The sequence below is a fragment of the Kribbella sp. NPDC051936 genome, assembly GCF_040680955.1.
Lineage (GTDB): Bacteria > Actinomycetota > Actinomycetes > Propionibacteriales > Kribbellaceae > Kribbella.
Genome location: NZ_JBFAXS010000002.1, coordinates 230,069 through 255,756, shown reverse-complemented (window position 1 = coordinate 255,756; position 25,688 = coordinate 230,069). Strand labels below are relative to the sequence as shown.

Below are 25,688 nucleotides of genomic sequence, written 5' to 3'. Positions count from 1 at the left end.
GGGATTCGTGTTGCGCCTGGAAGCACCCTTCTGACGATGGGTCTGGCCGTTCTCGGCTCGTTGCTGGGGATGGCGGTCACGCTGCTGACCGGCCAGGTCGTGGGGGCGGTGCCGGGTGTCGTCGAGGGACGCCCCGGCGCGATGCCGCTCGGCGAGTTCAGCTTGCTGCTCGGCGCCCTGCTGGCGGTCTTCGTCATCGACAGCCTGTCGCCGGCGCTCCAGCACGTCGCCTCGCTGACGATGGATGCCGGCCTGGTCCGCGCGATCGGCAACCGGATCACCGAGCCGCTGCTCCGGCCGCGCCGGATCGCGCACCTCGAGGACGCCGAGGTGCTGGACGTGCAGGAGCGGGCGAAGGGCAAGGGCGGGTTCCATCTCGCCCAGGGCATGAGTCAGCTGCCATGGCTGCTGGCCAGCCGGGTCACACTGATCGGGTCCGCGGTCATCGTCGGGGCCATGTTCCGCTGGTGGGTGGCCGCGATGCTGGTCGCGGTCACCCTGCTCCTGGAGTGGTACGGCGGTCGCCTGGTCGAGCGTGAGATCGACGTCTGGTGGGGCAACACCGAGGAACAGCGCCGGGCGCAGTACCTGTTCAACCTCGGAATGCGCGACGCCCCGAAGGAGCTGCGGGTCTTCGGCCTGCACCACTGGCTGGTCGAGCGCTATGTGCGCGACTGGACCGCGGGTTACCGCCCGGTGTGGGCCCGTCGTCGCCAGAACGCGAAATGGTCGATGCTGATCGGCGGCGTCCACCTGCTGGCGAACGGCGTCGCGATCCTCGCGGTCGGCCGCGCCGCCATGAACGGTTCGCTGCCGCTCACCCAGGTCGCGACGACGTTGCCCGCGATCCTCGTCATCGGGCAGGCGAACAACGGGTTCGGTGTCGTGCAGGTCCGGCGCGGACTGTCGGCGTACCAGGCGATGCGCGACCTGCCGGACACGATCGCCGAGCGGCACCCGGAACCGGCCGTCACGACGAAGCACCGGATCGAAACCATGCCGGCGCGCGAGATCCGCTTCGAGAAGGTCAGCTTCCGCTACCCCGGTTCCGAGACCGACGTGCTGCGCGAGCTCGACCTGACGATCCACGCGCACGAGGCGCTGGCGCTGGTCGGCGTCAACGGGGCCGGCAAGTCCACGCTGGTCAAACTCCTCGGCGGTGCGTACCAGCCGACGAGCGGCCGGATCCTGGTCGACGGCGTCGATCTCGCCGACCTCGACCTCGCGGCGTGGCAGCGGCGGGTGGCCGCGATCGTGCAGGACTTCCTGCGGTTTCCGCTGCCGGTGACCGACAACGTGGTGTTCGGCGCGGTGGAGCGCGCGGGGGACGAGCTGACCCTGGTCAGGGTCGCGCGCGAGTCCGGTATCGACGAGGTCGTCCGCGGTCTGCCGAAGGGCTGGGACACCGTGCTGGACAAGACGTTCGACGGCGGCGTCGACCTGTCCGGCGGCGAGTGGCAGCGGGTCGCGCTGGCCCGGGCGTTGTTCGCGGTGCACGCGGGCGCGGGCGTGCTGGTGCTCGACGAGCCTGCGGCGGCGCTCGACGTGCGGGCCGAGGCGGAGCTGGTCGAGCGGTACCTCGAGCTCACCTCGGGGGTGGCGTCGCTGATCATCTCGCACCGGTTCTCGGTGGTGCGCAACGCCGACCGGATCTGCGTACTGTCCGACGGGCGGATCGTCGAGGACGGGACGCATGAGGAGTTGCTCGACCGCGACGGTGAGTACGCCGGGATGTTCCGGCTGCAGGCGGAGCGCTACGTGACCGGACCGGAGGCGATCGATGTCTGAGCGGGGACGCACGGCTCGGATCCTGTGGCTGTGGCTGAGCACGTCGTTCCGGGCGGCCCCTGCGCTGATGGCGATCTCGACCGTCCTGGTCGCGGCGCGCGCGATCACCGCACCGGCCCAGACGTACGGCGTGAGCCGGCTCGTCGACGGGATCGCGTCGGACGAGTCGAGCACGATCGCGCTCGGCGTCGGCATCATCGTCGGCGGTCTCGCGGTGTCGTTCCTGGCGGACGGACTCGGCTGGCCGCTGCAGGACACCGCGCAGGAGCGGATGGCCGGTCGCGTGCACGCCGACCTGCTGGACGTGACCGCGGGCATCCCGGGCCTGTCGCATCACGAGCGGCCGGACGTCGCCGACCGCCTCGAGTTGGTGCGGGAGCGGGCGTGGCGGATGGGCGTCGGCGCCGAGGTCCTGCTCTGGGCGTTCGCCACCGTCACGAACACGGCGACCGTGCTCACGCTGCTCGGGTCGGTGCATCCGCTGTTGCTCGTGCTCCCGTTGCTGGGCGGCGCGCGGATCTGGTCGGCGTACCTGAGCAGCACGCGGCAGCAGAAGGCGTGGGAAGATTCGCTGCCGCAGGAGCGCCTCGTGGACAAGCTGATCGAGGTCGCGAAGGACCCGCGGACCGCGCTGGAGCTGCGGGTGTTCGGCCTCGGGAAGGTGCTGCTGGACAAGATCTTCGCGCTGCAGACCGAGCGTTTCGAGCGTCGCGTCGCCGCCGCCCGGTGGGGCGGGAAGGTGGACGGCTCGGTGCGGTTGGTGTTCGGGCTCGCGTACGCCGCGGCGATCGTCTGGGTGGTCGTCCGCGCGCGGAACGGGCAGTCCGACGCGGGTGACGTCACCCTTGTGCTGCTGCTCGCGCCGCAGGTCGACCAGATGACCGGCGGGATCGCGCAGAACGTGTATTGGGTCGGCGAGGTCGTGCGGAGCTTCAGCCGCTACGACTGGCTGCGTGAGTACGCGAAGCAGAACTCGTGGCGCTCGAGCACGACGCCCGCGCCCGAGCGGCTGACCAGCGGGATCGAGTTGCGGGACGTCGGATTCTCCTATCCCGGTTCGGAATCCGCCGTGCTGAGCGGGATCAATCTGAGTGTGCCGGCCGGGTCGGCGGTCGCGCTGGTCGGGGAGAACGGCGCCGGCAAGACGACACTGGTCAAGCTGCTCGCGCGGATGTACGACCCGACGACCGGGCGGATCCTGGTCGACGGCGCGGACCTCGCGACGATCCAGCCGGACGCGTGGCGGTCGCAGCTGTCGGCCGGGTTCCAGGACTTCGTGAAGTTCGAACTCACCGCGCGCGAGGTCGTCGGCATCGGCGACGTACAGCGGGCCGGCGACGACGACGCCGTACGGGCCGCCGTGCTCCGCGGCGACGCGGCGTCGGTCGTCTCCGGGCTGCCGCGCGGGCTGGATTCCCAGCTGGGCAAGAAGTTCACCGACGGCGTCGAACTCTCCGGCGGGCAGTGGCAGCGGCTGGCGCTGGCGCGGGCGTTCATGCGCGAACGCCCGCTGCTGCTCCTGCTGGACGAGCCCACCGCGGCCCTGGACCCTGAGGCCGAGCACCGCCTCTACGAGCAGTACGCCGCAGCCGCCAAGGTAGCCGCCGCCGAAACCGGCGGAATCACCGTCCTCGTCTCCCACCGCTTCTCCACCGTCCGCATGGCCGACCTGATCGTTGTCATGCACAACGGCCGCATCGAGGAGTTCGGCACCCACGAGGACCTCCTGGCCGCCAACGCCCGCTACGCCGAACTCTTCGAACTCCAGGCCCGCGCCTACCGCTGACGCAGCTGGGTGCCCGCCTGGGGTCGGCGGTGCTCCAGGACTACGGAAGCAGTTGGCGACCTTCGAGGAACCATCTGGTTCAGGCCGACCCCGCCGGACCAGCACAACCCGCTGGCGCTCGCCGACTCAGGTGTCGGCATGCTGCACCACCAGGAGAACCGGCCCGAGGGCGGCGACGAAGCAGGTACGCGGGAGCGTGAGCTCGGCTTGAAGCACCTGCCTGGTGCTCGCCCTCACAAAGCGTGAGCAGACACGACCCCTGACACCTCAGCTATTGGCACTCACCCACCGCGGGCTGCAGGCACGCCGGTCGTGAGCCAATCACTCACCTGACATGGGTGCTCGCTGTCGCGAGACGTGGGCCGACGCGACTTCTGACGCGTCGGTTCTTTGGGTACCCATCCCACCGCGGTCTGCCGGCTAAACCGGTCAGGCGCGGCCTGTCCGGTGCCTGCTATCTGCAGACCGCACCTCGGTCGAGTGGGTCGACCCAGTCTCGATTCCTGTTGTGCTGGATCGCGCGAAGATCGCCGAGTTGATCGGCCGGATGCCTTCAGGTCCTTGCATGCCAGCCGAAACTGCGCGTCCACTGCCGTTTGGACCGCCTCCGGGTGCCACCTCCATTGAGGCGGCTCCAGACCGGGTGGCCCTGAGGGATGTCGTCAGTTGCCGAATCATCCTGCCACTCAACCCTGCGGGCCGGTGGCCAGCGGCGATCAGCCAGGACCAGGTGCAGGTGTAGAGCTGTGTTGATGGTGTGAACTGCGCAGCGTACGGAGCAAGTACTGGCGCCCAGCCCCCAGGGTGCGGGGGTGTTTGCTGGTGTGGGCCCCCGAACAGCCCACAAAATAAGGGGATTCCGGCGCGGAAACTGTCGGTGGCGCCGTCTAGAGTCGGTGGTATGGAACTTCTGAGCGAGCGGCCGGCGTGGTCGATGAGTGGCGGCGAACTGCTGTCCACCCTCGACACACTCGAAGCCGAGCTCGCCCGCCTGGAGGCCTACCGGCTGAGCGTGATCGCCGCCATCGAATCCATCGGCTACGCGCAGGAGCTCGGCGCCCGCGACACCGCCGAACTCCTGCGCGTCCGGTACCGCCTGGACCCACCGGCCGCCCGCCGCACCCTCCGCCTCGCCCAGACCGCAACCCACTACCCGGCCGTATCCACCGCCCTGGAACGCACCGCCTCCTCCGCACCCACCGACGCATCCGACGACAACGGATCCGGGGACGGTACTGGTGATGGCTGGCTGCTGCGGCCGGCGCAGGCGGCGGCGATCGTGTTCGGTCTCGACCGGGTGCGGTCGCGGGTCCCGGTGGAGCATCTGGACGCGGCCGCGGAGCAGCTGGTCGGGCTTGCCGGCCACCTGTCGCCCGGCGAACTGCGTACCGCGGCCAAGGAGATCGCCGACCTGCTGGACTCCGACGGCCCCGAACCCGAGGAGCACAAGGCGTATGCCCGCGAGTCCCTGACGCTCTCGGCTGCCGACAACGGCGTGAAGTTCAAGGGCTTCTTGGCCAACGAGAACGCCGAACTCCTGCGCGCGGTCGTGCACGCCGGTGCCCGCCCGCACAAGACCGTCGACGGCGAACACGACCCGCGCCCCCGTGACAAGCGCCAGGCCGACGCCTTGTCCGGCGCACTGAGCATCGCCGCTGCCGCATGGGACACCACGGGACCCACCGCGCCCACCGCGCCCACCGCGCCCACCGCGCCCACCGGACCTGCAGCGGCGACCACAACCGCCGCGGGGAGCGCGAGCAGTGCTGGCAGTGCGGAGAGTGCTGGGAGCGTGGGTAAGGATCGTCGGGTGGCCGGGTATGGCGCGAAGGCGACCATCACGGTCACGATCGACTTCGAAGACCTCAAGGCCGCGACCGCGGACGCGATCGGGCGTACCGTCTACAGCGGTGGGCTGTCGGCGGCCACGATCCGGCGGCTGGCCTGTGACGCGAACATCATCCCGTTGGTGCTGGGCTCGAACTCCGAACCGCTCGACGTCGGGCGCCGCGAACGCCTGGTCACCAAGGCGATGCGCCGCGCCCTGGACGCCCGTGACCGCGGCTGTGTGGTCTGCGGAGCGCCGCCGATCATGTGCGACGCCCATCACCTGATCTCCTGGATCGACGGCGGCGACACCAAAGTCGACAACCTGGCCCTGCTGTGCCGCCGCCACCACACCGACGTCCACCGCGGCCACTGGCATATCCGCATCACCAGCGGCATCGTCCACGTCACCCGCCCGGCCTGGGCCACGGCCCCGCCAGCCGCCCCCGCAGCACGACGATCGGGACCACCGCACACTCAGCCACGCCCTACGGCGCCGGCGGACACTCAGCCACGCCCTACGGCATCGCCGGACACTCAGCCACGCGGGACGGCGGGGCCGACTGCTGTGCCGGATGGTACTGCGGGGCCGGGTGCTGAGGCAGGTCGTACGGCATCGGCGGACGCGGAGCCTGGACGTGAGGCACTGCGGGTCGTCCATCCAGCTGCTGGCGGGGAGGCCGGCGTGGCCCGGTCGCGGTGGCGGGCGGACGATGTCGCTTTGCAGCAAGCGGCTGCCTTCGCGGCAACCGGTTGAGGCCGGGCAGTACAACAACGTCCGGGACGGCACGAGACCAAGGTCAGCAACTTGACTCTCTGCCCTGCCGCCACCACAACGCCGAGCTGCGCAACGGCCACTGGCATACCCACATCGCCAGTGGGGTCGTCCAGTCACCCGCCCGAGCTGGGCCCCGTCGTCGCCCCAGCACGACGCTCGGCGCCGCCGGACGCTCAGCCACGCCGTACGGCACCGCGGGACACTCACGTCGTACGGCACTGCGGGATGCCGAGCCATGCTGTACGGCGCCGCGGGACGCTGACGCCGTAACGCGCCGGACGCCGAGCCACGCTGTACGGCGCGGCGGGGGGCTCAGCCAGGCTTGGTGGGAGCCGGAGGTTAGGCAAGGCCGTGGGGGACTGCCGGACGCCGAGCCGCGCTGGACGGCGCGGCGGGGCGCTCAGCGAGGCTGGTGGGAGTGCGGGAGGTTAGGCAAGGCCGTGGGGACTGCCGGACGCCGGGCCGCGCTGTGGCGCCGCGGGGCGCTCAGCCGGGCCGGGGGAGTACCGGAGGTTAGGCAAGGCCGTGGGGGACTGCCGGACGCGGAGCCACCTCGTACGGCGGGGGGCAGTCAGGCTGGTGGGCGCCGGAGGCTAGGCAAGGCCGTGGGGATTGCCGGACGCCGGGCCACGCCGTATGGCGCCGCGGGGCGTCGAGCCATGCTGTATGGCGCCGCGGGGCGCTCAGCCAGGCCGGGGAGAGTGCCGGAGGCTATGGAGGACTGCTGGAGTGCACCAGCCGGTCCATCCGCCGTGTCGACACACCGAGCAGGTCACACGCCGCCACCATGTTCGTGAGCGCCGCCTCAGTGGGCCGGCGCCGTTCCAGCAGCCAGTGGGGATAGGTCCCTTCGCGCAGTTTGGGGACCGTGACATCCACCGCGCCGACCTGGGTGTCGAGCTCGCGGTGGTGATGGCCGTTGCGGGAGTTCATCCGGCCGGGGTCGCGGGTTCCGAAGGCGGCACCGCACACGCTGTCGGCGTCCGAGGACAGCAATAGGTGCATAAACAGCGCGACCTGCCGGTACAGCCCAAGGCACGGCGCGCGCCCTCCGAGCCCTGCGGCCGGTCGTCGAGAACCTGAAACATCCGGCCGACCAGCTCCGTGACTGAGGCGTCGAGCCCGTAGCTACTGCTGGGCCCGGCGGTTGGCTCGCTGGGTTAGTTCGGCTTCTGGGACCAGGGTGAACATTTCCTGGTGAGGGGCGCACAGCATGGTGACGGTGAACTTCAGCGGGATGTCGGAGCGGTTGTTGCCGTCCTGGTAGTGGATGACGTCGCCGCCCGGTTCCCAGAACGCCTCGCCGGCCTTGATCACGCGGGGTGGTTCGCCTTCGAGTTCGAAGAGCATCTCGCCGGCCACGACGTACCCGAAGGCCGGGCCCGAGTGGCGGTGCGGCGGTGCGCCGGGGTCGCCCGCCGGGTACTCGATGTCGACGGTCATCACGTGGCAGCCTTCGGGGACGTACGGCGGTTCGACCTCCTGCAGCATCGTCAGGGCGGTCTGCCAGGCAGTGGATCGGTGCTCGGTCGTGTCGGTCATCGGAGTTCACCTTCCAGTTGATCGGTCTGTCGTGAGAGACCAGGCAGGAACGCGCGGTGTGACGGTCACAGGGGAGCTGGCTGGGCTGTCTCACCAGGTATGAACCAGCGCATCGAGACAATTGACAGTCTTCACGAGCACCTGCAGTGGGCGATCGAACTCGAGCACGCCACGATCCCGCCGTACCTGTGTGCCCTGTACTCGCTGGACCCGGCGCGGAACCCGGACGCGGTCGAGTTGGTGAGCAGTGTGTTCGTCGAGGAGATGATCCATCTCTCATTGGCGTCCAACCTGCTGAACGCCGTCGGCGGTGAGCCGCGGCTCGATATCCCGGACATGCTGCCCGGCTATCCGCGCCGGCTCCCGCACGGCTCGATCGACCTGTCGCTGTTGCCGTTCGGGCCGGACGCGCTGGAGATGTTCCTGCGCCTGGAGAAACCCGAAGCGCCCGGCTCGCCGGCCGAGAGCGACCACTACGAGACCATCGGCCAGTTCTACGACGCGATCGAGGACGGCCTGCGGTACCTGGCCGGCACGCTCGGCGAGGAGAAGCTGTTCGCCGGCGACCCGGCCCGTCAGGTGACGGCCGGACCGTTCCACCACACCGGCGGCAGCCTGCGGCCGATCACCGGCCTCGCGTCCGCGCTGGCCGCGCTGGACGAGATCGTCGAGCAGGGTGAGGGTACGTCGCGTGGCGAGGTGTGGGACGGCGACCACGACATCTTCCATCCGGATCGCGACGAGGTCGCCCACTACTACCGGTTCGAGGAACTGAAGCTCGGCCGCCGCTACCGGCGCGGAGACACGCCGCAGTCCGGGCCGACCGGGGAACCGGTGACGGTCGACCTGACCGGGGTGTCGCCGATGCAGGCGAACCCGGTCCGCTCCGGCAACGCCCAGATCCGCGCCGCGCAGGAGCAGTTCGACACCACCTACTGCACGGTGTTGTTCCTGCTGGAGCAGGCGTTCACGGGCGAACCCGCCCTGATCCGCGACGCGGTCCGCGCGATGTTCGGGCTGAAATCCGAAGCCCTGAAACTGATGCAGCTGAGCGAGGACGACCGCACCACGGCCGGGCCGACCTTCCACTACATCGATCCGGCGCAGCGCGACTGAGAGGCCGCTGAGAGCGGAGCTGAAAGGAGTTCCTCCCAGTTCGCCAATAGTTAACTTTCGGTCTTCACTTCACCGTACATTGCTTTCTAATGTATTAACCATGGACGCCCCGCCCACTGTCCGTGCCCGCGACCTCGCCAAGTACTTCGGTGAGGTCGTTGCGCTCGACGGTGTAGATCTCGACGTCGCCCCCGGCCAGATCCACGGGCTGGTCGGACCCAACGGAGCCGGAAAGACCACGCTGCTCGGGCTGCTGCTCGGCCTCGCCGTCCCCGACCGCGGCACGCTGGAGATCCTGGGTACGCCGGTCGGCCGCGCCCTCGCCGTTCCCGAGGGCGTCGCCGGCTTCGTCGACGGCCCCGGCCTGTACCCCTCGATGACCGCCCGGCAGAACCTGGCCGCCCTGGCAGCCCTTCGCGGTGACACCACGATGGACATCGACGACGCGATCGACCAAGTCGGGCTGACCGACGTGGCCGACGACCGGGTCCGCGGTTTCTCGCTCGGCATGCGCCAGCGCCTCGGCCTGGCCGCGGCACTGCTCACCAAGCCGCGGCTCCTCATCCTCGACGAGCCGTCGAACGGTCTCGACCCAGCCGGCAAGAAGCATGTGTACGGCGTCCTCACCCGGCTCGCTGCCAACGGAACCGCGGTGATGCTGTCGAGCCACCGCATGGACGACGTCGAGGCGCTCTGCTCCGAGGTGACGATCCTTTCGACCGGACGCGTCGCGTTCTCGGGCCCGATCAGCAAGCTGGCCTCGGAGAACAGCGAACTCGACTACCGGGTCCGCACCTCCGACCCGGCGGCTGCCCGTCGCCATGCCGCCGACGCGCGGGGCATCCGGCTCCGCGACCAGGACGCCGTACAGGACACCGCACAGGACACCGCACAGGACGCCGTACACGACGGCGTCGAGGTGCTGGTGATCTCGGCGTCCGTGCCGGCGCTGGACGAGTTCGTGAAGCGACTGGTCGGCGACGACATCGCGGTCCGCGAGCTCGCGCCGGTGGTGTCGCCCCTCGAGGCCGCGTTCCTCGCCCTCACCGAGCAGCAGGAGACCAACTGATGACAGCCACCGTGGCTGCCCCCGAGACCTCCGCGGTCCGTCGAGTTCCCGTCGTTCGCGGCTACCGGTTCGAGCTGGTCAAACTGCTGACGCAGTGGCGCGTTCGCGTGCTGATCATCGCGTGCTGGCTGGCGCCCGCGCTGTTCGTCGCCGTGGTCAGCCAGCAGGCCTCGCTGCCGGTCGACACGTTGTTCGGTCGCTGGATGCACAGCACCGGATGGGCCGGACCCCTTGTCCTGCTGGGCTTTTCCGGCTCCTGGGCGCTGCCGCTGCTGACGTCGCTGATCGCCGGTGACGTGTTCGCCGCCGAGGACCGGCTCGGCACCTGGCGGCATCTACTGGTCGCGGTCCGCTCGCCGCGCCGGATCTTCGTCGCGAAGGCGCTGTCGAGTCTCACCGTGATCCTCGTGCTCGTGATCGGTCTGGTCGTGTCGAGCACGATCAGCGGTCTGCTGGTCGTCGGCAACCGGCAGCTGACCGGCCTCGACGGCCACCTGCTCTCACCGGGCAGCGCGGCCGGCACCGTCTTCCTCGCCTGGTTGTGCGCGCTCGCGCCGACCCTGGCGCTTGCGGCGATCGGCCTGCTCGGGTCGGTCGCGCTCGGCCGGTCGCCGATGGGTCTGCTGCTCCCGGCCGTCGTCGCGCTCGCCATGCAGATCGTCCAGCAGCTTCCGGTGCCGGTGGCCTTCCGTCTCGCGCTGCCCGGTTACGCGTTCATCAGCTGGAACGGCCTGTTCACCAGCCCGGCGCAGCTCGGCCCGCTGCTGATCGGAGTGATCGTCAGCCTCGCCTGGGCTCTGGTCGCGACCGGTCTCGCGTACTTCCTCTTCGTACGCCGTGATTTCACCAACCCGACGCACGACGGATCGGGCCGGCGCGCGCTGACGGCCGGTCTGCTGCCCCTCGTCGTCCTGCTCGGTGTGACGACGGCGGCGGTCGCTCCGGTGACCGGCTTCGGATCGGGCATCGACCAGGACAAGGTGCAGCGTGCGGTCGCGGTCGAGTTCGCGCACCTCTACCGGTTGCAGACCAAGCAGCTGAACCGCGCCGACGTCAGCGAGGAGCAGCTGCAGGCCGCGGCCGAATGCACCAAGGGCGGCGACCAGGTCGCGGCGCGCGGACCCGGCAACGACTGGCGCTGCGTCGTCAGCTGGCACATCCCCGGAGTGGCCGCGGCCGGCTCGGCGATCTACCAGCTCGACATCAACCCACTCGGTCGGTACGTGGCCGACGGGGACGGACCGAAAGAAGTGAACGGCTTCTTCCTGGTCCGCACCCCGTCCGGGGACGAACCGAACCCCCTGTGGCAGTTCGACGGCAATATCGAACTGCTACCTGTCAACCCGAAGGGATAACCCATGCAGGTAACACGCCGCCGCAGGCGTGACGACAAAGGTTCGTCGAGCCCCCTCCGGCGCAGAGTACCACTGCTGACGGCGGGCACCACGGCCGTCGCGGTGACGCTCGCCGGCACCGCTGTCGCCTCGACGACCGGCTTCGGTCACGACCAGGTCGGGCAGGTGACCGACAAGGGCCAGGTCGTCTCCGCCGACCAGTACATCAAGCCGATCGGCGACCGGCTCGTCCTCCAGAAGGGCAAGATCATGTCGTCCACCGTCAGTCCGGACGGCAGCCACCTGGCTGCCTCCGTGACCGACGGCGGGATGGCGATGGCGATCGTCGACCTGAAGAACTGGAAGGTCCAGCAGTACATCGGCAACAACGCCGCCGCGGACCTGAAGATCCCCGGCAACGACGTCGGCCAGGAGGGACCGACGTACTCGCCGGACGGCTCGCAGGTCTGGCTCGGCCAGGCCGACGGCTACCGGAAGTTCACCGTGAATCCGGACGGCACGCTGGCGAACCCGACGTTCGTCGCGATCCCGGCCGACGGCAGCAAGCGCGCACTGGCCTCCGAGGCGGTGTTCTCGGCGGACAGTTCGACGGTCTACTCCGCGGTGAACGGCCAGAACAAGGTTGTTGCGATCGACACCGCCACCGGTGCGATCAAGCAGACGTGGGCGACCGGCAACGCGCCCCGCGACATGGTGCTGGTCGGCGACAAGCTGTACGTGAGCAACGAGGGCGGGCGCCCGGCCAAGGCCGGTGACACGACGATCAACTCGTACGGCACCCAGGTCGTCTCCAACCGGAACGCGATCACCACCACCGGTACCGTCAGCGTGATCGACCTGGCGAACCCGTCGGCCGCACCGGCCGGCATCGACGTCGGCCTGCACCCGACGGCGATCTACGCCAAGAACGGCGCCGTGTTCGTCACGAACACCGCGACCAACTCGGTGTCGGTGATCGACGCCAAGCGCGGCAAGGTCACCCAGACCATCGCCACGCAGCCGTGGACCGAGGCGTCGATCGGCTACGAGCCGGACGGTGTGACGCTGACCGACGACGGCCACCTGCTGGTGTCGCTCGGCCGTGCGAACGCGGTCGCCGTCTACAAGTACCGCAACCCGCTCGAGCCGGTCAGCTACGTCGGCCTGCTGCCGACCGACTACTTCCCGGCCGAGCTCGCGCAGGTCGGCAAGGACATCGTCGTGTCGAACACCCGCGGTGTGGACGCCCGCCGGGAGACCACGGCCGCCGGCCACAGCACGCACGACACCACCTCGAGCCTGACCAGGTTCCAGCTGCCCGACGACCACGCGATCAAGAAGTCCACGCAGACGGTCTTCGAGCAGAACGGCTGGACGAACGGTTCGGCCCAGGTCGCGACCGACCAGGGGCACCGCAACCCGGTGCCGGTCCCGGCGAAGCTCGGGGACCCGTCGACGATCAAGCACGTGTTCCTGATCGTCAAGGAGAACCGGACGTACGACCAGGTGTACGGCGACATCCCGGAGGGCAACGGCAACCCGGCGCTGGCGCAGTACGGCGAGAACGTCACGCCGAACCAGCACGCGCTCGCCAAGCAGTTCGGGCTGTACGACAACACCTACGACATCGGCACGAACTCCGCCGAGGGTCACAACTGGCTGATGCAGGCCGACAACCCGGAGTACACCGAGTCCTCGGCCGGTGAGTACCTGCGCAGCTACGACACCGAGAACGACGCCCTCGGCCACCAGAAGAGCGGGTTCCTCTGGACCGGCGTGCAGGCGGCCGGCAAGTCGGTGAAGAACTTCGGCGAGTTCCTGTCGATCGAGCAGAAGCCGGCCGACGGCACCTGGCAGAACTACTACTGCGACACCAAGAACATGATCGCGACCGGGGCGGACACCAAGTACCCGATCACGACCGGTTCGGCGATCCCGTCACTGAACGACGTGTCGGTGCAGGGCTTCCCGCAGTTCGACACCAGCGTCCCGGACATCTACAAGGCCGAGATCTGGCGCAAGGACTTCCGCAAGAACGGCCCGGCGAACCTGAACATGTTCTGGCTGTCGAACGACCACACCGGTGGTCCGGCCAACGGTCCGGCGCAGGTCGCGGACAACGACCTGGCCACGGGGCGGATCGTCGACGAGATCACCCACAGCAAGTACTGGAAGGACTCGGCGATCTTCGTCGTCGAGGACGACTCGCAGGCCGGTCTCGACCACGTCGACGGGCACCGGGCGCCGATCCAGATCATCAGCCCGTACGCACAGCACGGTGCGGTGGACAGCCACTACTACACGCAGATCACGATGATCCGCACCATCGAGCAGATCCTCGGGATGAAGCCGATGAACCAGAAGGACACCGCGGCCACCCCGATGTTCGGCGCCTTCACCAGCAAGCCCGACTTCACGCCGTTCAGCGTGCTGCCGAACCGGGTGCCGCTGACCGATGGCCTGAAGACCCCGCCGCCGTGCGGTGTCGACGTGCCGGCGGCGCAGAACCCGACCGTCGCCGCGGCGCCGACGGTGTCCGTGCCGGCCGGCACGGAGTCGATGGCGGCGCAGTGGTCGGCGTGGAAGGACCAGCAGCGCACCACCGGCCCGAACGCCCGGGCCGACTTCGCGAACCCCGCACAGATGAACCACTACAACTGGTACGAGGCGCACAGCTGGTCCCTGCCCTACCCGGGTGAGGCCCAGATCTTCGCGCCGCAGAACGTTCCCGGCGCGGTGATCCCGGCCGCCGAGAACGACGGCTGACACCCTCGGCCGGTAGAAAGAGCGCATGACTGAACGACCGTCGCGGGCGTCGGTCAGGATCGAGCAACCCGCCGATCCGGCCGACGTCCGCGCGGTCGGTTACGGCCCGGACGACGTACCGGTGGTGCCGGACAAGTACGCCCGGCTGCCCGTGCACAAGGAGGAGTCCGGGCACGTCGGCGACTGGAACGGCAGGCTGATGGAGCCCGCGGCGTCGGCCGTGTACATCGTCGACCAGCGCTACCTGTACGTCACCGACGACCACGGCCGGGTGTCGCACGCCGAGGGCTGGCTCGGCTGGCTGCCCACGGCGGAGAACGACGAGCGCCGCAACGTCGAGGCGCAGCGGGAGGCCGGGGTCCCCGACCGGCAGCGGACCGACGACGGTGGGCACCTGTTCGCCACGGTGTTCGACGGGCCGGGGGAGTCGGTCAACCTGACCGCGCAGTCGCAGGAGCAGAACCGCGCCGTCAAGGGCAGCGAGAACTGGCGCCGGATGGAACAGACCTGGCAGGCGATGCGCGTCGCCGGTGTCCAGGTGCATGCCGCGATCGACGTCAAGCACCCGAACGGTACGACGCGCCGCCCGTCCAGCCGGACGGTGGTCGACCGTCATCAGGGTGAACGGTCGCCCCGGCGTATCTTCAGGGAGACCAAGCCGACGGCCCGGGGAGCGGGATGAGCGAGATCGAGATCATCGACACGATCGCCCGCGCGCTCGTCGCGGAGTTGCCCGCCGGGTGGCGCGAGGTCGGCGCGGTCTACCGGACGACCACCTCGTACGCCGAACTCGACGCCGAGGTCGACGGCGCGCAGCTGGATCCGTTGCCGGACGATCTCGAGGACCGGTTCGAGGAGCTGCGGCGCGTGATGTACCAGCCGGGCAAGGGCGCGTGGCTGACCGCGCGGGTGAGCGTGACCGCCGACGGGCATTTCGCCACGGACTTCGACTACGACAACCAGCCGGCCTGGTCGATCCCTGTCGACGAAGGCATCTACCCGGCTGACCTCGCCGAGTTCCCCAGGGCCCCGGAGAACACCCCGCCCTGGATGCGACAAGCCTCCTCGGATTAATCAGTAGCGGCGCTCTGGTGGGGCTGGTAGCGTCGCCGGTCTGTCTTTTCGGGATCGAATCGAACCGGATGGATCTGCTCCGGGGCGGGACCCAGCTCACGATTCGAGGCTCATCGACGATGGTCGAACCGGAATTAGCGGCCGAACGCGCCTATCTCTCCCAAGCTCGCACCGCCCTGCGCGGTATGTACGCCGAAGTCGTGGACCGTGAGGTGCAGGTGATCGGCGGCGAGGACAACGACGAACGCTTCACCAACGAGGCCAACCAGCGGGCGAAGGAGATGCGCACCCACGCGCTCCTCGACCTGCCCGACGTCCCGCTCTTCTTCGGCCGGCTCGACTACGAGCACGGCACGATCGAGGACCTGGACCAGATCTACATCGGCCGCCGCCACGTCCACGACGGCACCGGCGTCCCGCTCGTGATCGACTGGCGCGCGCCGGTCTCGGTGCCCTTCTACCGCGCGACCCAGAGCGACCGGCGGCGGGTGCTGATGCGGCGCCGCTACGGATTCTCCGATCACGCCGAGCTGACCGGCTTCGAGGACGAGCCGCTGACGGGCGTCGTCGAGGTGGATCAGGCCGACGCCTTCCTGCGCGCCGAGATCGAGCGCCCCCGCACCGGTCCGATGCGCGACATCGTGGCCACCATCCAGCCCGAGCAGGACGACCTGGTCCGGGCGCCGCTGCACCCGAGCGTGTGCGTGCAGGGTGCGCCCGGCACCGGGAAGACCGCGGTCGGCCTGCACCGCGTCGCCTACCTGCTCTACACCGAGCGCGACCGGCTCGGCCGCGGCGGTGTCGTGATCGTCGGACCGAACCGGTCGTTCCTGTCGTACATCCGCAAGGTCCTGCCCGCGCTGGGCGAGGTCGACGTCCGGCAGATCACGATCGACGAGCTGCTCACCCGCCCCACCGCCGCGACGGACGAACCGGGCGCCGAGGCCCTGAAGGGCGACGCGCGGATGTCCAGCGTGCTGCGGCGCGCTCTCTGGTCGTACGTCGGTACGCCGACCGAAGGAGTCCTGTACAGCAAGGGATCCCGGCGCTACCGGGTGCACGACTACGAGGTCGTCGACATCGTGTCGGACCTGCGCGAGTCGACCCGGTACGCGCCCGGCCGGAACGCTCTCGCGCAGCGGATCGCGCACGTCGTCCTGGTCCGGATGGAGGAGCGCGCCGAGTCGCCCGACGACCGGGTGCAGAACGCGGTCGCGCGTTCCAAGCCGGTGAAGGACGTCCTCGACGCGGTCTGGCCCCGCGTCGTCCCGGAGCAGATCCTGCACCGCCTCCTCTCGGACGCCGACTTCCTGGCGGCCGCGGCCCCGGACCTGACGGACGAGGAACGGACGGCGTTGTTGTGGGCGAAGCCGCCGCGCTCGTGGAAGTCGGCGAAGTGGTCGTTCGCGGACACTGTCCTGCTCGACGAGCTGGAAGACCTGATCGAGCGGCGGACCGGGTCTCTCGGGCATCTGGTCCTCGACGAGGCGCAGGACCTGTCGGCGATGCAGTTGCGGGCGCTCGGCCGGCGCTGCCGGACGGGATCGGCGACGGTGCTCGGCGATCTCGCGCAGGCGACGACGCCGTGGGCGGCCGGGCCGTGGGACCGGGTGCTCGGTCACCTGGGCAAGAGCGACGGCATGGTGGCCGAGCTCGATCGCGGGTTCCGGGTGCCGGCCCAGATCATCAACTTCGCGGCGAAGCTGCTGCCCCAGATCGCGCCGACGCTCGGCACCCCGAGCGGCGTCCGGACGGTCGCCGACGCGCTGAGCATCGTGACGGCCGACGCGTCGACGTTCGCCGGGCAGGTCGTCGCCGAGTGCCGTGCGGCGCTCGCCGGTGAGGGCTCGGTCGCGCTGATCGCGGCGGACGACCAGGTCGGCGGACTGCGGGACGCCATCGTCGCCGCCGGGCTCGAGACCGCGATGCTCGGTGAGACCGACGACGAGATCGACACCGTGCGACTGGTGTGCGTGCCGGCCACGCTGGCCAAGGGCCTGGAGTTCGACGCGGTCATCGTCGCCGAGCCGGCGCACATCGTCGCAGCCGAGCCCCGCGGCCTGCACCGCCTGTACGTCGTCCTCACGCGGGCCGTCAGCCGCCTGCAGATCGTCCACGCCGAACCGCTGCCGGAGGCCCTGGCCTGATCCCGTCGCGGCGCTGTCGTGCAAGCAGCCGGGACGGATCGGGGGAGTGGAAGTGAGCGGACTGGTCGTCCTGATGGTGATCGCGCTGCTGCTGCTGGTGGTGGCCGCGATCGTCTGGGGGATCGTCGCGCTCGTCCGCCGGCAGCGGTACATCGGGTCGATCCGTCAGCGCGGCTGGAGCTTCGTCGCGTTCCAGCACCACTGGAAGACGTCGCACACCGAGTCGTACACCGACAGCAACGGCAACTCGCAGACCCGGACCGTGGTCGACCACCACTCCGAGCCGATCCTGGGGTTCCAGCTGCCGGTCCGGATGCCGCAGCTGAGCGTCGGGCAGCGCGGGCTCCGCAAGGGCATCGGCTTCGAGAGCAACGCCTTCAACGAGCGGTTCGCGGTGTTCTCGGCGGACACGAAGTTCGCCTACGACGTAGTCCATCCGCGCCAGATGGAGTACCTGATGGCGACGCCGGGCCCTCCCGGACACGCCGTACCCGAACCGCGAGACAACTGCCGGGTAGGGAATGCGGTTCCCGCTCTCGTGGTTGAGTGTGTCCGTGTCAAGTCAACGAACCGTCGTCATCTTCGGTGCCAGCGGCGACCTGAGTTCCCGGTTGCTGCTGCCGGGCCTGGGCAGTCTGCTTGCCGGACCGCGCGCCTCGAGCGTGCGGATCATCGGCACCGGCCGCTCGCCGCTCGCCGCCGACGAGTGGACCGACCGCGTCCGCTCCGCCTTCGGGACCGAGCTGAGTCCCGCCGCGGCCGGCACCCTGGCGACCACGCAGTACGTCGCCGGTGACCCGACCGACGCCGGCCACCTGCGCACCCTGCTGGAGCTCGCCGGTCCGGCCCCGGTGCTGTACTTCTCGCTGCCGCCGGCCGTGACGACCGAGATCGTCGCGAAGCTGCAGGAGGCCGATCTCCCCGAGGGCACCGAGCTGGCGTTCGAGAAGCCGTTCGGCACCGACGCCGCGTCCGCCGCCGCGCTCAACAAGCTCGTCGGCGACCTCGTCCCCGAGGAGAACGTGCACCGCGTCGACCATTTCCTCGGCCGCACCGCCGTGCTGAACCTGATCGGCCTGCGCTTCGCCAACCGGCTGTTCGAGCCGGTGTGGAACGCGGAGCACATCGAGAGCGTCGAGATCGTGTACGACGAGACCCTCGGACTCGAGGGCCGCGCCCAGTACTACGACAACGCGGGCGCGCTCGTGGACATGATCCAGAGCCACCTGCTGCTCGTCCTCGCCCTGCTGGCGATGGACGCCCCGGCCACGATGGACGCCGTCGAGGTGCGCAGCGAGATGGCCCGCGCGCTCCGCAGTACGCATCTGTACGGCGGCTCCGCGCTCGAGGCGAGCCGCCGGGCGCGGTACACCGCGGGTGTCGCGGACGGTCGCGTGGTTCCGTCGTACGCCGACGAAGCGGGCGTCGACCGGGCCCGGGAGACCGAGACGCTGGCCGAGGTGACCGTCGAGGTCGGCACGAACCGGTGGGCCGGCGTCCCGTTCACGCTGCGGTCGGGCAAGGCGCTCGGCGCGGCCCGCAAGGAGATCGTCGTCAAGTTCAAGCCCCTGCGGCATCTGCCGTCGGGTCTGCACGGCGGCCGCGACGGCGAGACGCTGCGGATCGGCCTGAACCCCGGCGAGCTGTCCCTGTCCGTCCCGGCGCTCGGCGTCGACGGCCCGTACACGATGGGCCAGGTCTTCCTGGACGCGACGCTGCCGTCGTCGGCGGTGCTCCCGTACGGCGAGGTGCTGAACGGCATCCTGCGCGCCGACCCGCTGCTGTCGGTGCGCGGTGACGTGGCCGAGCGGTGCTGGGAGATCGTGGAGCCCGTGCTGGCCGCCTGGCGTGCCGGCGAGGTGCCCCTGGAGGAGTACGCGGCCGGCTCCGACGGACCGGCCGACTGGCAGGCGGAGCGGGAGTCCGCCGCCTAGCGGCCCCGGCAGGCACCGGACCAGGGACTTACCCTGGGGCGACGGGTGGGCGTCCGGCCCGAGAGTGAAGGCAGTAGCGATTCACTCTCGAGCAAGGAACGGATCCATGACCACCATCCACTTCAGCGCGGTCACCACGCTGAAGCCTGAGCAGTTCGTCGCGGGGCTGACCGACTTCGGGCCGGGCCGCGCGGAACTCTTCGCCAACAGCCACGACGACTACCTCCGGGTCCACAGCCAGGGACCTGGGTACGCCGATGTCACCGAGGGTGGCGGCGGTGTGTGGGAGCGACTGAGCTACGACTGGTCCGACCCGCGGCACATCGTCCTGACGACGACCGACTCCAGTCACTGGGGTGGGGCGTCGGGCCATACCTACACGCTCACGGAGCGTGCGGACGGCACGACCACGATCGACGCGGTCGTGGTGCGGGACGGCAAGAACCTGAAGGGCCGCCTGGTCGGCGCCCTGTTCGCGCTGGTCGGCCGGCAGGTCCTGGGCAAGGCGTTCACCAACACCCTCCGGGCCATCGAGGCCCGCCACGTTCCGCTCACAGACGGGGTATCCGAAGCATGAGAATCATCCCTTCCCGCCGACCGCGCGTCCTGCTCGCCGCCGCGGCCGCGACGCTGGCGGTCGGCGCCGGTGCACTGACCGCCGCGGGCGCAGCCGACGCCAGCTCCACAGCCGGCACGACGTCCAGCGCCGACACCAGCCCGTTGGTTGCCACCGACAAGGGTCTTGTCCGCGGCCGGTCCGTCGACGGCACGTCCTCGTTCCGCGGCCTGCCGTACGCTGCCGCGCCGACCGGGAACCTGCGGTGGCGCCCGCCGCAGCCGGCGGCCGCGTGGCTCGGCGTCCGCGACGCCACGACGTACGGCGCGAGCTGTCCGCAGGCGCCGAGCGTCGTCGCCCCACCCGGTGCCGCGCTCCTCGAGGACTGCCTGTTCCTGAACGTCACGACGCCGGCGCTGCACCCGGCCGTCAAGAAGCCGGTGCTGGTCTGGATCCACGGCGGCGGCCTGACCGGCGACAGCGGCTCGAACTACGACGGCACGAAGCTCGCGAAGGCCGGTGCGGTCGTCGTGACCGTCAACTACCGGCTCGGCGCCTTGGGCTTCCTCGCCCACCCGGCGCTGGCCTCGCGAGGCGCGGCCGGCAACTACGGACTGATGGACCAGCAGGCGGCGCTGCGCTGGGTGCAGCGCAACATCGGCCGGTTCGGCGGCGACCCGCACAACATCACGATCGCCGGTGAGTCGGCGGGCGGCCTGTCGGTGCTCGCGCACGTCACGTCCAGCAGCTCGAAGGGCCTGTTCCAGCGCGCGATTGTGGAGAGCGGCGCGTTCGCGCTCGAGCAGGAGCCGCTGGCGAAGGCGGAGGCGTCCGGCAAGGAGTTCGCGACGAAGGTCGGCTGCGCGGACCAGTCGGCGGAGTGCCTGCGCAACGTTCCGGTGCAGGCGCTGGTCGACAACGTCGACGCAGCGAGCGCCACGATCCCGGGTGTGGTCGACGGCGCGGTGCTGAAGGAGTCCATCGGTACGGCACTCAGGGCCGGGCGATTCAACAACGTCGCGATCCTGAACGGCAGCAACCACGACGAAGAGGCCTTGTTCACGCTGGGCGGCCGCGTGGTCAGCCGCGGCTACAACGTCGCGTACACCAGCCCCGTCACGGCGGACAACTACGAGTCGAACATCGCCTCCGCACTGCGCGTCTCACCTGCCCAAGCCGCGGCGATCGCCAAGGACTATCCGCTGCCGGCTTACCCGACGCCTGACAAGGCGTTCGGCACCTTGATCGGCGACGCGACCTTCTCCTGCGGCGTCGATCAGGTGAACACCGCGACCGCGAGCCGCGTCCCGACGTACGGCTACGAGTTCAACGACGACACCGCCCCCTTCCTCTTCGCCCCGGCAGGTCTGCTCGACGTGGCCACGCACGGCTCGGAGATGTGGTACCTGTTCGACCTGCCGAACGCGCCCTTCCCGGTCGCGCTGAACGCCGAGCAGACCGCGCTGGCGGACTCGATGCGCGCGGCCTGGGTCAGGTTCGCGTCGACCGGCAACCCGTCGACGCCGTCGGCGCCCTGGCCGTCGTACGCCCACCAGGGCAAGGTCCTGTCGCTGGAGCTCCCGGCAGCACAGGTCTCGACGGACTTCGCGGCCCGTCATCACTGTGCGAGTTTCGCACAGAATCTTGACAAGGTTAAGTAATAGTTCCAATATCCTATCCGATTCGGTTCTCTCAGAGAGGTCACCGCCATGACCATGTCCGTTCGGAGCAGGGTGCTACGTGCCGCGGTTGCGGCGCTCGTGGTCGCCGGGCTGCTGCCGGCAGGTTCGAGTACGTCGACAGCAGCACCGGCCACCACCGCCGCCACCACCGCGACGGTCCTTCCCGGACCCGCGGGGGACAAGGCTGTCCGGCCCTACATGGGCTGGAGCAGTTACAGCATGCAGGTCTACAACCCGAACGGCGGCAGCTGGATCACGGCGGATCAGCTGATCGCCCAGTCCGACGCGATGCACGCGAAGCTGCAGCCGTACGGGTACGAGTACCTCAACATCGACGCCGGCTGGAACGACGGCATCGACGAGTACGGCCGGCCGAAGCCGAGCACCAAGCTCTACCCGAACGGCCTGCAGGCGGTCATCGACCACATCCACGCCAACGGCCAGAAGGTCGGCCTGTACACGATCCCCGGCATCAGCAAGGCCGTCATCGACGCCAAGCTGCCGATCTACAACGCCCCGGGGTGCACGACCGGTGATCTTCCGGTGCTGCCGCTGCAGAAGGGCGACTACTGGGGGATCGGCTACCGCATCGACTTCTCGAAGCCGTGTGCGCAGAAGTACATCGACTCGATCGCCGACCTGTTCGGCTCCTGGGGCCTGGACTTCCTCAAGTTCGACAGCGTGACCCCGGGCTCGGGCATCAGTGACCTGTCCGTGGACGCCCGCGACGACGTGAAGGCGTGGTCGCAGGCGCTGAAGCGGCACAACATCTGGCTCGAGCTGTCCTGGGCGCTGGACATCAACTACGCCGACACCTGGAAGCAGTACGCCAACGGCTGGCGGATCGAGTGGGACGTCGAGTGCTACTGCACGGGAACGGCGCTGACCGCCTGGCCGAACATCAACCGGCTGTTCCCGAAGCTCGCCGAATGGTGGCGGCACGCGGGTCCGGGCGGCTGGAACGACCTCGACTCGCTCGACGTCGGCAACGGCCAGATGGACGGCCTCACCAAGGACGAACGCCGGACGGCGGCCACACTGTGGGCGGTGTCCGCGGCGCCGATGTACATCGGCAACGACATGACCAGGCTGGACTCGTACGGTCTCGAACTGCTGACCAACCGCGAGGTGATCGCGGTCAACCAGGCCGGCCGTCCGGCGCACCCGCTGTCCATGAAGACGAATCGTCAGACGTGGTTCGCGCTCAACCCGGACAGCTCGTACACCGTTGCCCTGTTCAACCTCGGTCAGACCGACGCCGACATGACCGTGAACTTCGCCGACCTCGGCCTGAACGGCGCCGCGAAGGTGCGTGACCTGTGGGCCCGCACGGACCTCAGCACGTTCGCCTCCGGCTACACCGCGAAGGACGTCCCGATCCACGGCGTCCGGCTGCTGAAGGTCACGCCGCAGAAGGGCGCGGCGATCTCCGTCAACGACGACGACGCGCGGGTCACGTACGACGGTGCGTGGCAGCGCAACGGCAACTACGAGGTCCCCGCGGTCTCGCAGGCCCTGACCGTCAATGTGTCGGACTCGTCCGCCGCCGCCCCGCGCGCGGTCGCGCCGGAAGGTGCGCTGGAGAAGAAGCTGGCACCGACGGCCGACTCCGAGTCGCAGGCGACCACCACGGCGGACGTCGGCACCCGGACGGTCGAGATCAACAACAACAACTCGCAGATCGTCTACACCGGCAATTGGAACTACAGCGGCGGTCGTGGACTCGGGGACTACCAGGACGACGTGCAGTGGACGGAGGGGAACGGCGACTCGTTCTCGTACAGCTTCGTCGGCAACGGCGTCGACTACGTCACCGAGACCGATCCGGGACAGGGCGACGTCGACATCTACATCGACGGCGAGTTCAAGCAGACCGTGAGCACGTACCTGGATCCGGCCCAAGGACACAACAAACCCCAGCAGGTCGTGTACAGCATCTCGGACCTGCCGAACGGCAGCCACACGATCCGCGCCGTGAAGAAGTCCGGCCAGTTCATGCTGCTCGACAAGCTGAACATCCGGCAGGAGAGCCTGCTCACCCCGGACACCGCGACGTTCGACAAGTTCGCGCCGGCCGACGTCAGCGTCCAGCTCGGGCGTGACCCGGGCGAACTGGACGGCATCGCGAATGCGGGCAAGGACCTGGTGAAGGGCACCGACTACACGGTCAACGGGAACACGGTGACGATCGGCAAGGCGTACCTGGCGACGCTGCCGGTCGGCAGTGCGGCGCTCGACGTCCGGTTCCGTGGCGACTACCGCGACGACATCCACGCCGCCAAGGCCGACGGTGCGGCGGTCAGCCTGACCTTCACCGGCACCGGAGTGGAGTGGAGTACGGCGCTCGCCCCGGACCAGGGCGACGCGGACGTGTACGTCGACGGCAAGCTGGTCCGCCGGGTGAACCTGCACAACGACGCCCGGGTGACGAACCGGACGGTGTTCACCGCGACCGGTCTGCGGAACGCGCAACACGTCGTCCGCATCGTCAAGGTGAACGGCGACGTGCTCCGCAACGACACGATCCGCTACAGCCTCGCCAAGTAGCTCAGAATAGATTGCCCAGTAATACAACGCCTTCGGCGGGCGGTGGTCCCCTGGACCGCCGCCCGCCGTCGTGTTGCCGGGCTCACAGAACCGGATGATGCTCTGACTGACTGATCAGTCAGTTACTTTGTTAGCCTTGCCTTGGGGGATCACGTTGGCATCCCCGACGGACGAGCGAGGTGCCGCCTTATGTCGTTGAGCGATCTGACCGTTCCGCGCCGGCGAGGTCGCCGGCGGGAGGACTCCCGGCTCGCCGATCACGTCGACCGGCTGGGCGAGGAGCACCCGCCGATTCCGCTCGGCAGCGTGGACTACTCGATGAAGAAGCCCGGCCTGCTGGCCGAGCGGTTCGGGTCCGTGCTGGCCTACATGACCCGGGTCGAGCTCGAGGTCGAGCGTAACGTGCTCGAGCTGAACATCCTGCTTCCCGATCCGCCCGAGGTCGACCAGCACTTCTACGCCGACGTCTGGATGCCGCAGGAGACCCGCCACGGGCAGATCCTCGACAAGCTGCAGGATCTGCTCGGCGTGAACCCGCACGTCCCGAACCTGACCGACGTCTCGTTCAGCCTGAAGTTCCTCGGCGCGCTCGGCCGGGTGCCGGGTGTGCAGGACATCAGCCGGATGCTCTACTACCTGACCGGACTGGCCACCGAGCGGTCCGCGGTCCTTGCCTACAACAAGCTGCACGCCGGGCTCGTCGAGCTCGGCGAGCGGGCCGTCGCGGCCACCGTGATCGCGCCGATCCGCCGCCAGGAGCCGGGGCACTTCGCGTACTACCAGATGGCCGCGCAGCAGCTGTGGGACCAGCTGTCGGGCTGGCAGAAATGGCTGACGCGCGGGCTGCGGAAGCGTACGTTCGAAGTAGTCGGTGCCTACAACAAGCGACAGGTGGCCGATTTCGGAGACGTGATGGACGCGCTGAGGATGACTGACGGCGGCGAGGCGGAGCTGCGGGAGTACGCGCGGCAGGTCGGGCGCGCCGAGCACGAGCTGATGTGGGCACATCGCCGCGGGCTGCGGGTGCCGGACTACGTCTTCAAGTCCCTGAAGCGGGCCGCCGTGCTCGCTGCCGAGCGGAAAGGCGAGGTCTGGCCCGCGGCCCAACCAGCAGGCTCATGACCACGCACGCGCACGCGCGCCACAGCACACGCCACCCGGGCCGCCACCCAGGGCGGCCGTCGAAGCGGCAGCTGATCATCGAGACCGCCGAGCGCCTGTTCGCCGAGCACGGGTACGACGCGACCTCGACGGCCCGGATCGCCGCCGAGGCCGGCATACCGTCGGGGCTGGTGTTCTACCACTTCGCGACCAAGCTCGACCTGCTGCTCGCGGTGGTCCAGGAGCGCCCGGCGCCGAGCGAGGTGCTGCGGTCCGCGGCCCGCGGCCGGACCGTACGGCGGCGCTTGCGTGCGATGGTCGCCGCGATGGCCGAGGAGCTGGAGAACGACCGCGCCGCGCGGATCATCGTGTTCCGTGAGGCGCAGGGGCGGCCGGAGATCGCGTCCCGGGCGGCCGAGCTGTTCGCCGAGGCGACCGACACTATCGCCGACGTCCTGGCCGGTGCCGACGACGTCGTGGCGGACCGGGACCGGGTGCGGACAGCCGCGGAGCTGGTGGTCTCCCGGGTCTTCCTCGACACGGTCGCGCTCGGGCAGGCCGACACGGCCGTCAAGCGGCACGCGGCGATGATCGACCTGATCGCGGAGTCGCTGACCGGGGGCGTGCGCGCCCGGGACTGA

Annotated in this window: 18 protein-coding genes and 1 pseudogene; 16 read left to right on the top strand and 3 right to left on the bottom strand. The window is 69.6% G+C overall.

Features of this window, described 5'->3' with window-relative positions:
* Positions 1-36: 36 nt before the first annotated feature.
* From AB0L64_RS06850 to AB0L64_RS06840, 3 genes are all read left to right on the top strand, one after another.
* On the top strand, positions 37-1,788 hold the full coding sequence (locus AB0L64_RS06850) for an ABC transporter ATP-binding protein (RefSeq protein ID WP_363708547.1): 1,752 nt from the start codon (positions 37-39) through the stop codon (positions 1,786-1,788).
* Positions 1,781-3,574, top strand: coding sequence for an ABC transporter ATP-binding protein (locus tag AB0L64_RS06845; protein ID WP_363708545.1), 1,794 nt, complete (start codon positions 1,781-1,783; stop codon positions 3,572-3,574). The genes AB0L64_RS06850 and AB0L64_RS06845 overlap by 8 nt, the downstream gene beginning before the upstream one ends.
* A gap of 901 nt (positions 3,575-4,475) precedes the next feature.
* Entirely contained in the window at positions 4,476-6,158 is a 1,683-nt protein-coding gene (locus AB0L64_RS06840; RefSeq protein WP_363708543.1) for a DUF222 domain-containing protein, read from the top strand.
* 747 nt (positions 6,159-6,905) lie between these two features.
* Here AB0L64_RS06840 and AB0L64_RS06835 read toward each other — a convergent pair.
* Together AB0L64_RS06835 and AB0L64_RS06830 are read right to left on the bottom strand one after the other, a co-directional pair.
* Positions 6,906-7,184 (bottom strand): annotated as a pseudogene (locus AB0L64_RS06835) (transposase); the annotation flags it as partial.
* Positions 7,185-7,307: 123 nt separating this feature from the next.
* On the bottom strand, positions 7,308-7,721 hold the full coding sequence (locus tag AB0L64_RS06830) for a cupin domain-containing protein (protein ID WP_363708540.1): 414 nt from the start codon (positions 7,719-7,721) through the stop codon (positions 7,308-7,310).
* 99 nt (positions 7,722-7,820) lie between these two features.
* Between AB0L64_RS06830 and AB0L64_RS06825 the strand changes: the two genes are divergently transcribed.
* From AB0L64_RS06825 to AB0L64_RS06795, 7 genes are all read left to right on the top strand, one after another.
* A complete protein-coding gene (locus AB0L64_RS06825) occupies positions 7,821-8,837 on the top strand; it encodes a ferritin-like protein (protein WP_363708538.1) in 1,017 nt (338 codons plus the stop codon).
* A gap of 100 nt (positions 8,838-8,937) precedes the next feature.
* The gene (locus AB0L64_RS06820; RefSeq protein WP_363708536.1) at positions 8,938-9,906 is read left to right on the top strand and encodes an ABC transporter ATP-binding protein; all 969 of its coding nucleotides are present in this window, start codon (positions 8,938-8,940) and stop codon (positions 9,904-9,906) included.
* Positions 9,906-11,261, top strand: a complete 1,356-nt coding sequence (locus AB0L64_RS06815) for an ABC transporter permease (RefSeq protein WP_363708534.1) — start codon at positions 9,906-9,908, stop codon at positions 11,259-11,261. Before AB0L64_RS06820 ends, AB0L64_RS06815 begins: the two co-directional genes overlap by 1 nt.
* Positions 11,262-11,264: 3 nt before the next feature.
* Positions 11,265-14,006, top strand: a complete 2,742-nt coding sequence (locus AB0L64_RS06810) for an alkaline phosphatase family protein (RefSeq protein ID WP_363708532.1) — start codon at positions 11,265-11,267, stop codon at positions 14,004-14,006.
* A 25-nt stretch (positions 14,007-14,031) separates the two neighbouring features.
* A complete protein-coding gene (locus tag AB0L64_RS06805; RefSeq protein ID WP_363708530.1) occupies positions 14,032-14,688 on the top strand; it encodes a DNA/RNA non-specific endonuclease in 657 nt (218 codons plus the stop codon).
* Complete coding sequence (locus AB0L64_RS06800; RefSeq protein WP_363708528.1) at positions 14,685-15,080, top strand: immunity protein YezG family protein; 396 nt, start codon at positions 14,685-14,687, stop codon at positions 15,078-15,080. The genes AB0L64_RS06805 and AB0L64_RS06800 overlap by 4 nt, the downstream gene beginning before the upstream one ends.
* 119 nt (positions 15,081-15,199) lie before the next feature.
* On the top strand, positions 15,200-17,227 hold the full coding sequence (locus AB0L64_RS06795; protein WP_363708526.1) for an AAA family ATPase: 2,028 nt from the start codon (positions 15,200-15,202) through the stop codon (positions 17,225-17,227).
* 165 nt (positions 17,228-17,392) lie between these two features.
* Here AB0L64_RS06795 and AB0L64_RS06790 read toward each other — a convergent pair whose 3' ends face one another.
* Entirely contained in the window at positions 17,393-17,638 is a 246-nt protein-coding gene (locus AB0L64_RS06790; protein ID WP_363708524.1) for a hypothetical protein, read from the bottom strand.
* A gap of 143 nt (positions 17,639-17,781) precedes the next feature.
* Between AB0L64_RS06790 and AB0L64_RS06785 the strand changes: the two genes are divergently transcribed.
* The 6 genes from AB0L64_RS06785 (at position 17,782) to AB0L64_RS06760 (ending at position 25,688) form a co-directional block, all read left to right on the top strand.
* Positions 17,782-19,161, top strand: a complete 1,380-nt coding sequence (locus AB0L64_RS06785; protein WP_363708522.1) for a glucose-6-phosphate dehydrogenase — start codon at positions 17,782-17,784, stop codon at positions 19,159-19,161.
* A gap of 106 nt (positions 19,162-19,267) precedes the next feature.
* Entirely contained in the window at positions 19,268-19,738 is a 471-nt protein-coding gene (locus AB0L64_RS06780) for a hypothetical protein (RefSeq protein ID WP_363708520.1), read from the top strand.
* Positions 19,735-21,378, top strand: coding sequence for a carboxylesterase family protein (locus tag AB0L64_RS06775; RefSeq protein ID WP_363708518.1), 1,644 nt, complete (start codon positions 19,735-19,737; stop codon positions 21,376-21,378). The genes AB0L64_RS06780 and AB0L64_RS06775 overlap by 4 nt, the downstream gene beginning before the upstream one ends.
* Before the next feature lie 48 nt (positions 21,379-21,426).
* The gene (locus AB0L64_RS06770) at positions 21,427-23,946 is read left to right on the top strand and encodes a X2-like carbohydrate binding domain-containing protein (RefSeq protein ID WP_363708516.1); all 2,520 of its coding nucleotides are present in this window, start codon (positions 21,427-21,429) and stop codon (positions 23,944-23,946) included.
* 189 nt (positions 23,947-24,135) lie between these two features.
* On the top strand, positions 24,136-25,068 hold the full coding sequence (locus AB0L64_RS06765; protein ID WP_363708514.1) for a GTP-binding protein LepA: 933 nt from the start codon (positions 24,136-24,138) through the stop codon (positions 25,066-25,068).
* Positions 25,065-25,688, top strand: a complete 624-nt coding sequence (locus AB0L64_RS06760) for a helix-turn-helix domain-containing protein (RefSeq protein WP_363708511.1) — start codon at positions 25,065-25,067, stop codon at positions 25,686-25,688. Before AB0L64_RS06765 ends, AB0L64_RS06760 begins: the two co-directional genes overlap by 4 nt.

What these genes read in the sequence shown, in the direction of transcription:
- AB0L64_RS06850 (WP_363708547.1), top strand. Translation starts at nt 37, where the DNA reads ATGGGTCTGGCCGTTCTCGGCTCGTTGCTGGGGATGGCGGTCACGCTG.
- AB0L64_RS06845 (WP_363708545.1), top strand. Translation starts at nt 1,781, where the DNA reads ATGTCTGAGCGGGGACGCACGGCTCGGATCCTGTGGCTGTGGCTGAGC.
- AB0L64_RS06840 (WP_363708543.1), top strand. Translation starts at nt 4,476, where the DNA reads ATGGAACTTCTGAGCGAGCGGCCGGCGTGGTCGATGAGTGGCGGCGAA.
- AB0L64_RS06830 (WP_363708540.1), bottom strand. Translation starts at nt 7,721, where the DNA reads ATGACCGACACGACCGAGCACCGATCCACTGCCTGGCAGACCGCCCTG.
- AB0L64_RS06825 (WP_363708538.1), top strand. Translation starts at nt 7,821, where the DNA reads ATGAACCAGCGCATCGAGACAATTGACAGTCTTCACGAGCACCTGCAG.
- AB0L64_RS06820 (WP_363708536.1), top strand. Translation starts at nt 8,938, where the DNA reads ATGGACGCCCCGCCCACTGTCCGTGCCCGCGACCTCGCCAAGTACTTC.
- AB0L64_RS06815 (WP_363708534.1), top strand. Translation starts at nt 9,906, where the DNA reads ATGACAGCCACCGTGGCTGCCCCCGAGACCTCCGCGGTCCGTCGAGTT.
- AB0L64_RS06810 (WP_363708532.1), top strand. Translation starts at nt 11,265, where the DNA reads ATGCAGGTAACACGCCGCCGCAGGCGTGACGACAAAGGTTCGTCGAGC.
- AB0L64_RS06805 (WP_363708530.1), top strand. Translation starts at nt 14,032, where the DNA reads ATGACTGAACGACCGTCGCGGGCGTCGGTCAGGATCGAGCAACCCGCC.
- AB0L64_RS06800 (WP_363708528.1), top strand. Translation starts at nt 14,685, where the DNA reads ATGAGCGAGATCGAGATCATCGACACGATCGCCCGCGCGCTCGTCGCG.
- AB0L64_RS06795 (WP_363708526.1), top strand. Translation starts at nt 15,200, where the DNA reads ATGGTCGAACCGGAATTAGCGGCCGAACGCGCCTATCTCTCCCAAGCT.
- AB0L64_RS06780 (WP_363708520.1), top strand. Translation starts at nt 19,268, where the DNA reads ATGACCACCATCCACTTCAGCGCGGTCACCACGCTGAAGCCTGAGCAG.
- AB0L64_RS06775 (WP_363708518.1), top strand. Translation starts at nt 19,735, where the DNA reads ATGAGAATCATCCCTTCCCGCCGACCGCGCGTCCTGCTCGCCGCCGCG.
- AB0L64_RS06770 (WP_363708516.1), top strand. Translation starts at nt 21,427, where the DNA reads ATGACCATGTCCGTTCGGAGCAGGGTGCTACGTGCCGCGGTTGCGGCG.
- AB0L64_RS06765 (WP_363708514.1), top strand. Translation starts at nt 24,136, where the DNA reads ATGTCGTTGAGCGATCTGACCGTTCCGCGCCGGCGAGGTCGCCGGCGG.
- AB0L64_RS06760 (WP_363708511.1), top strand. Translation starts at nt 25,065, where the DNA reads ATGACCACGCACGCGCACGCGCGCCACAGCACACGCCACCCGGGCCGC.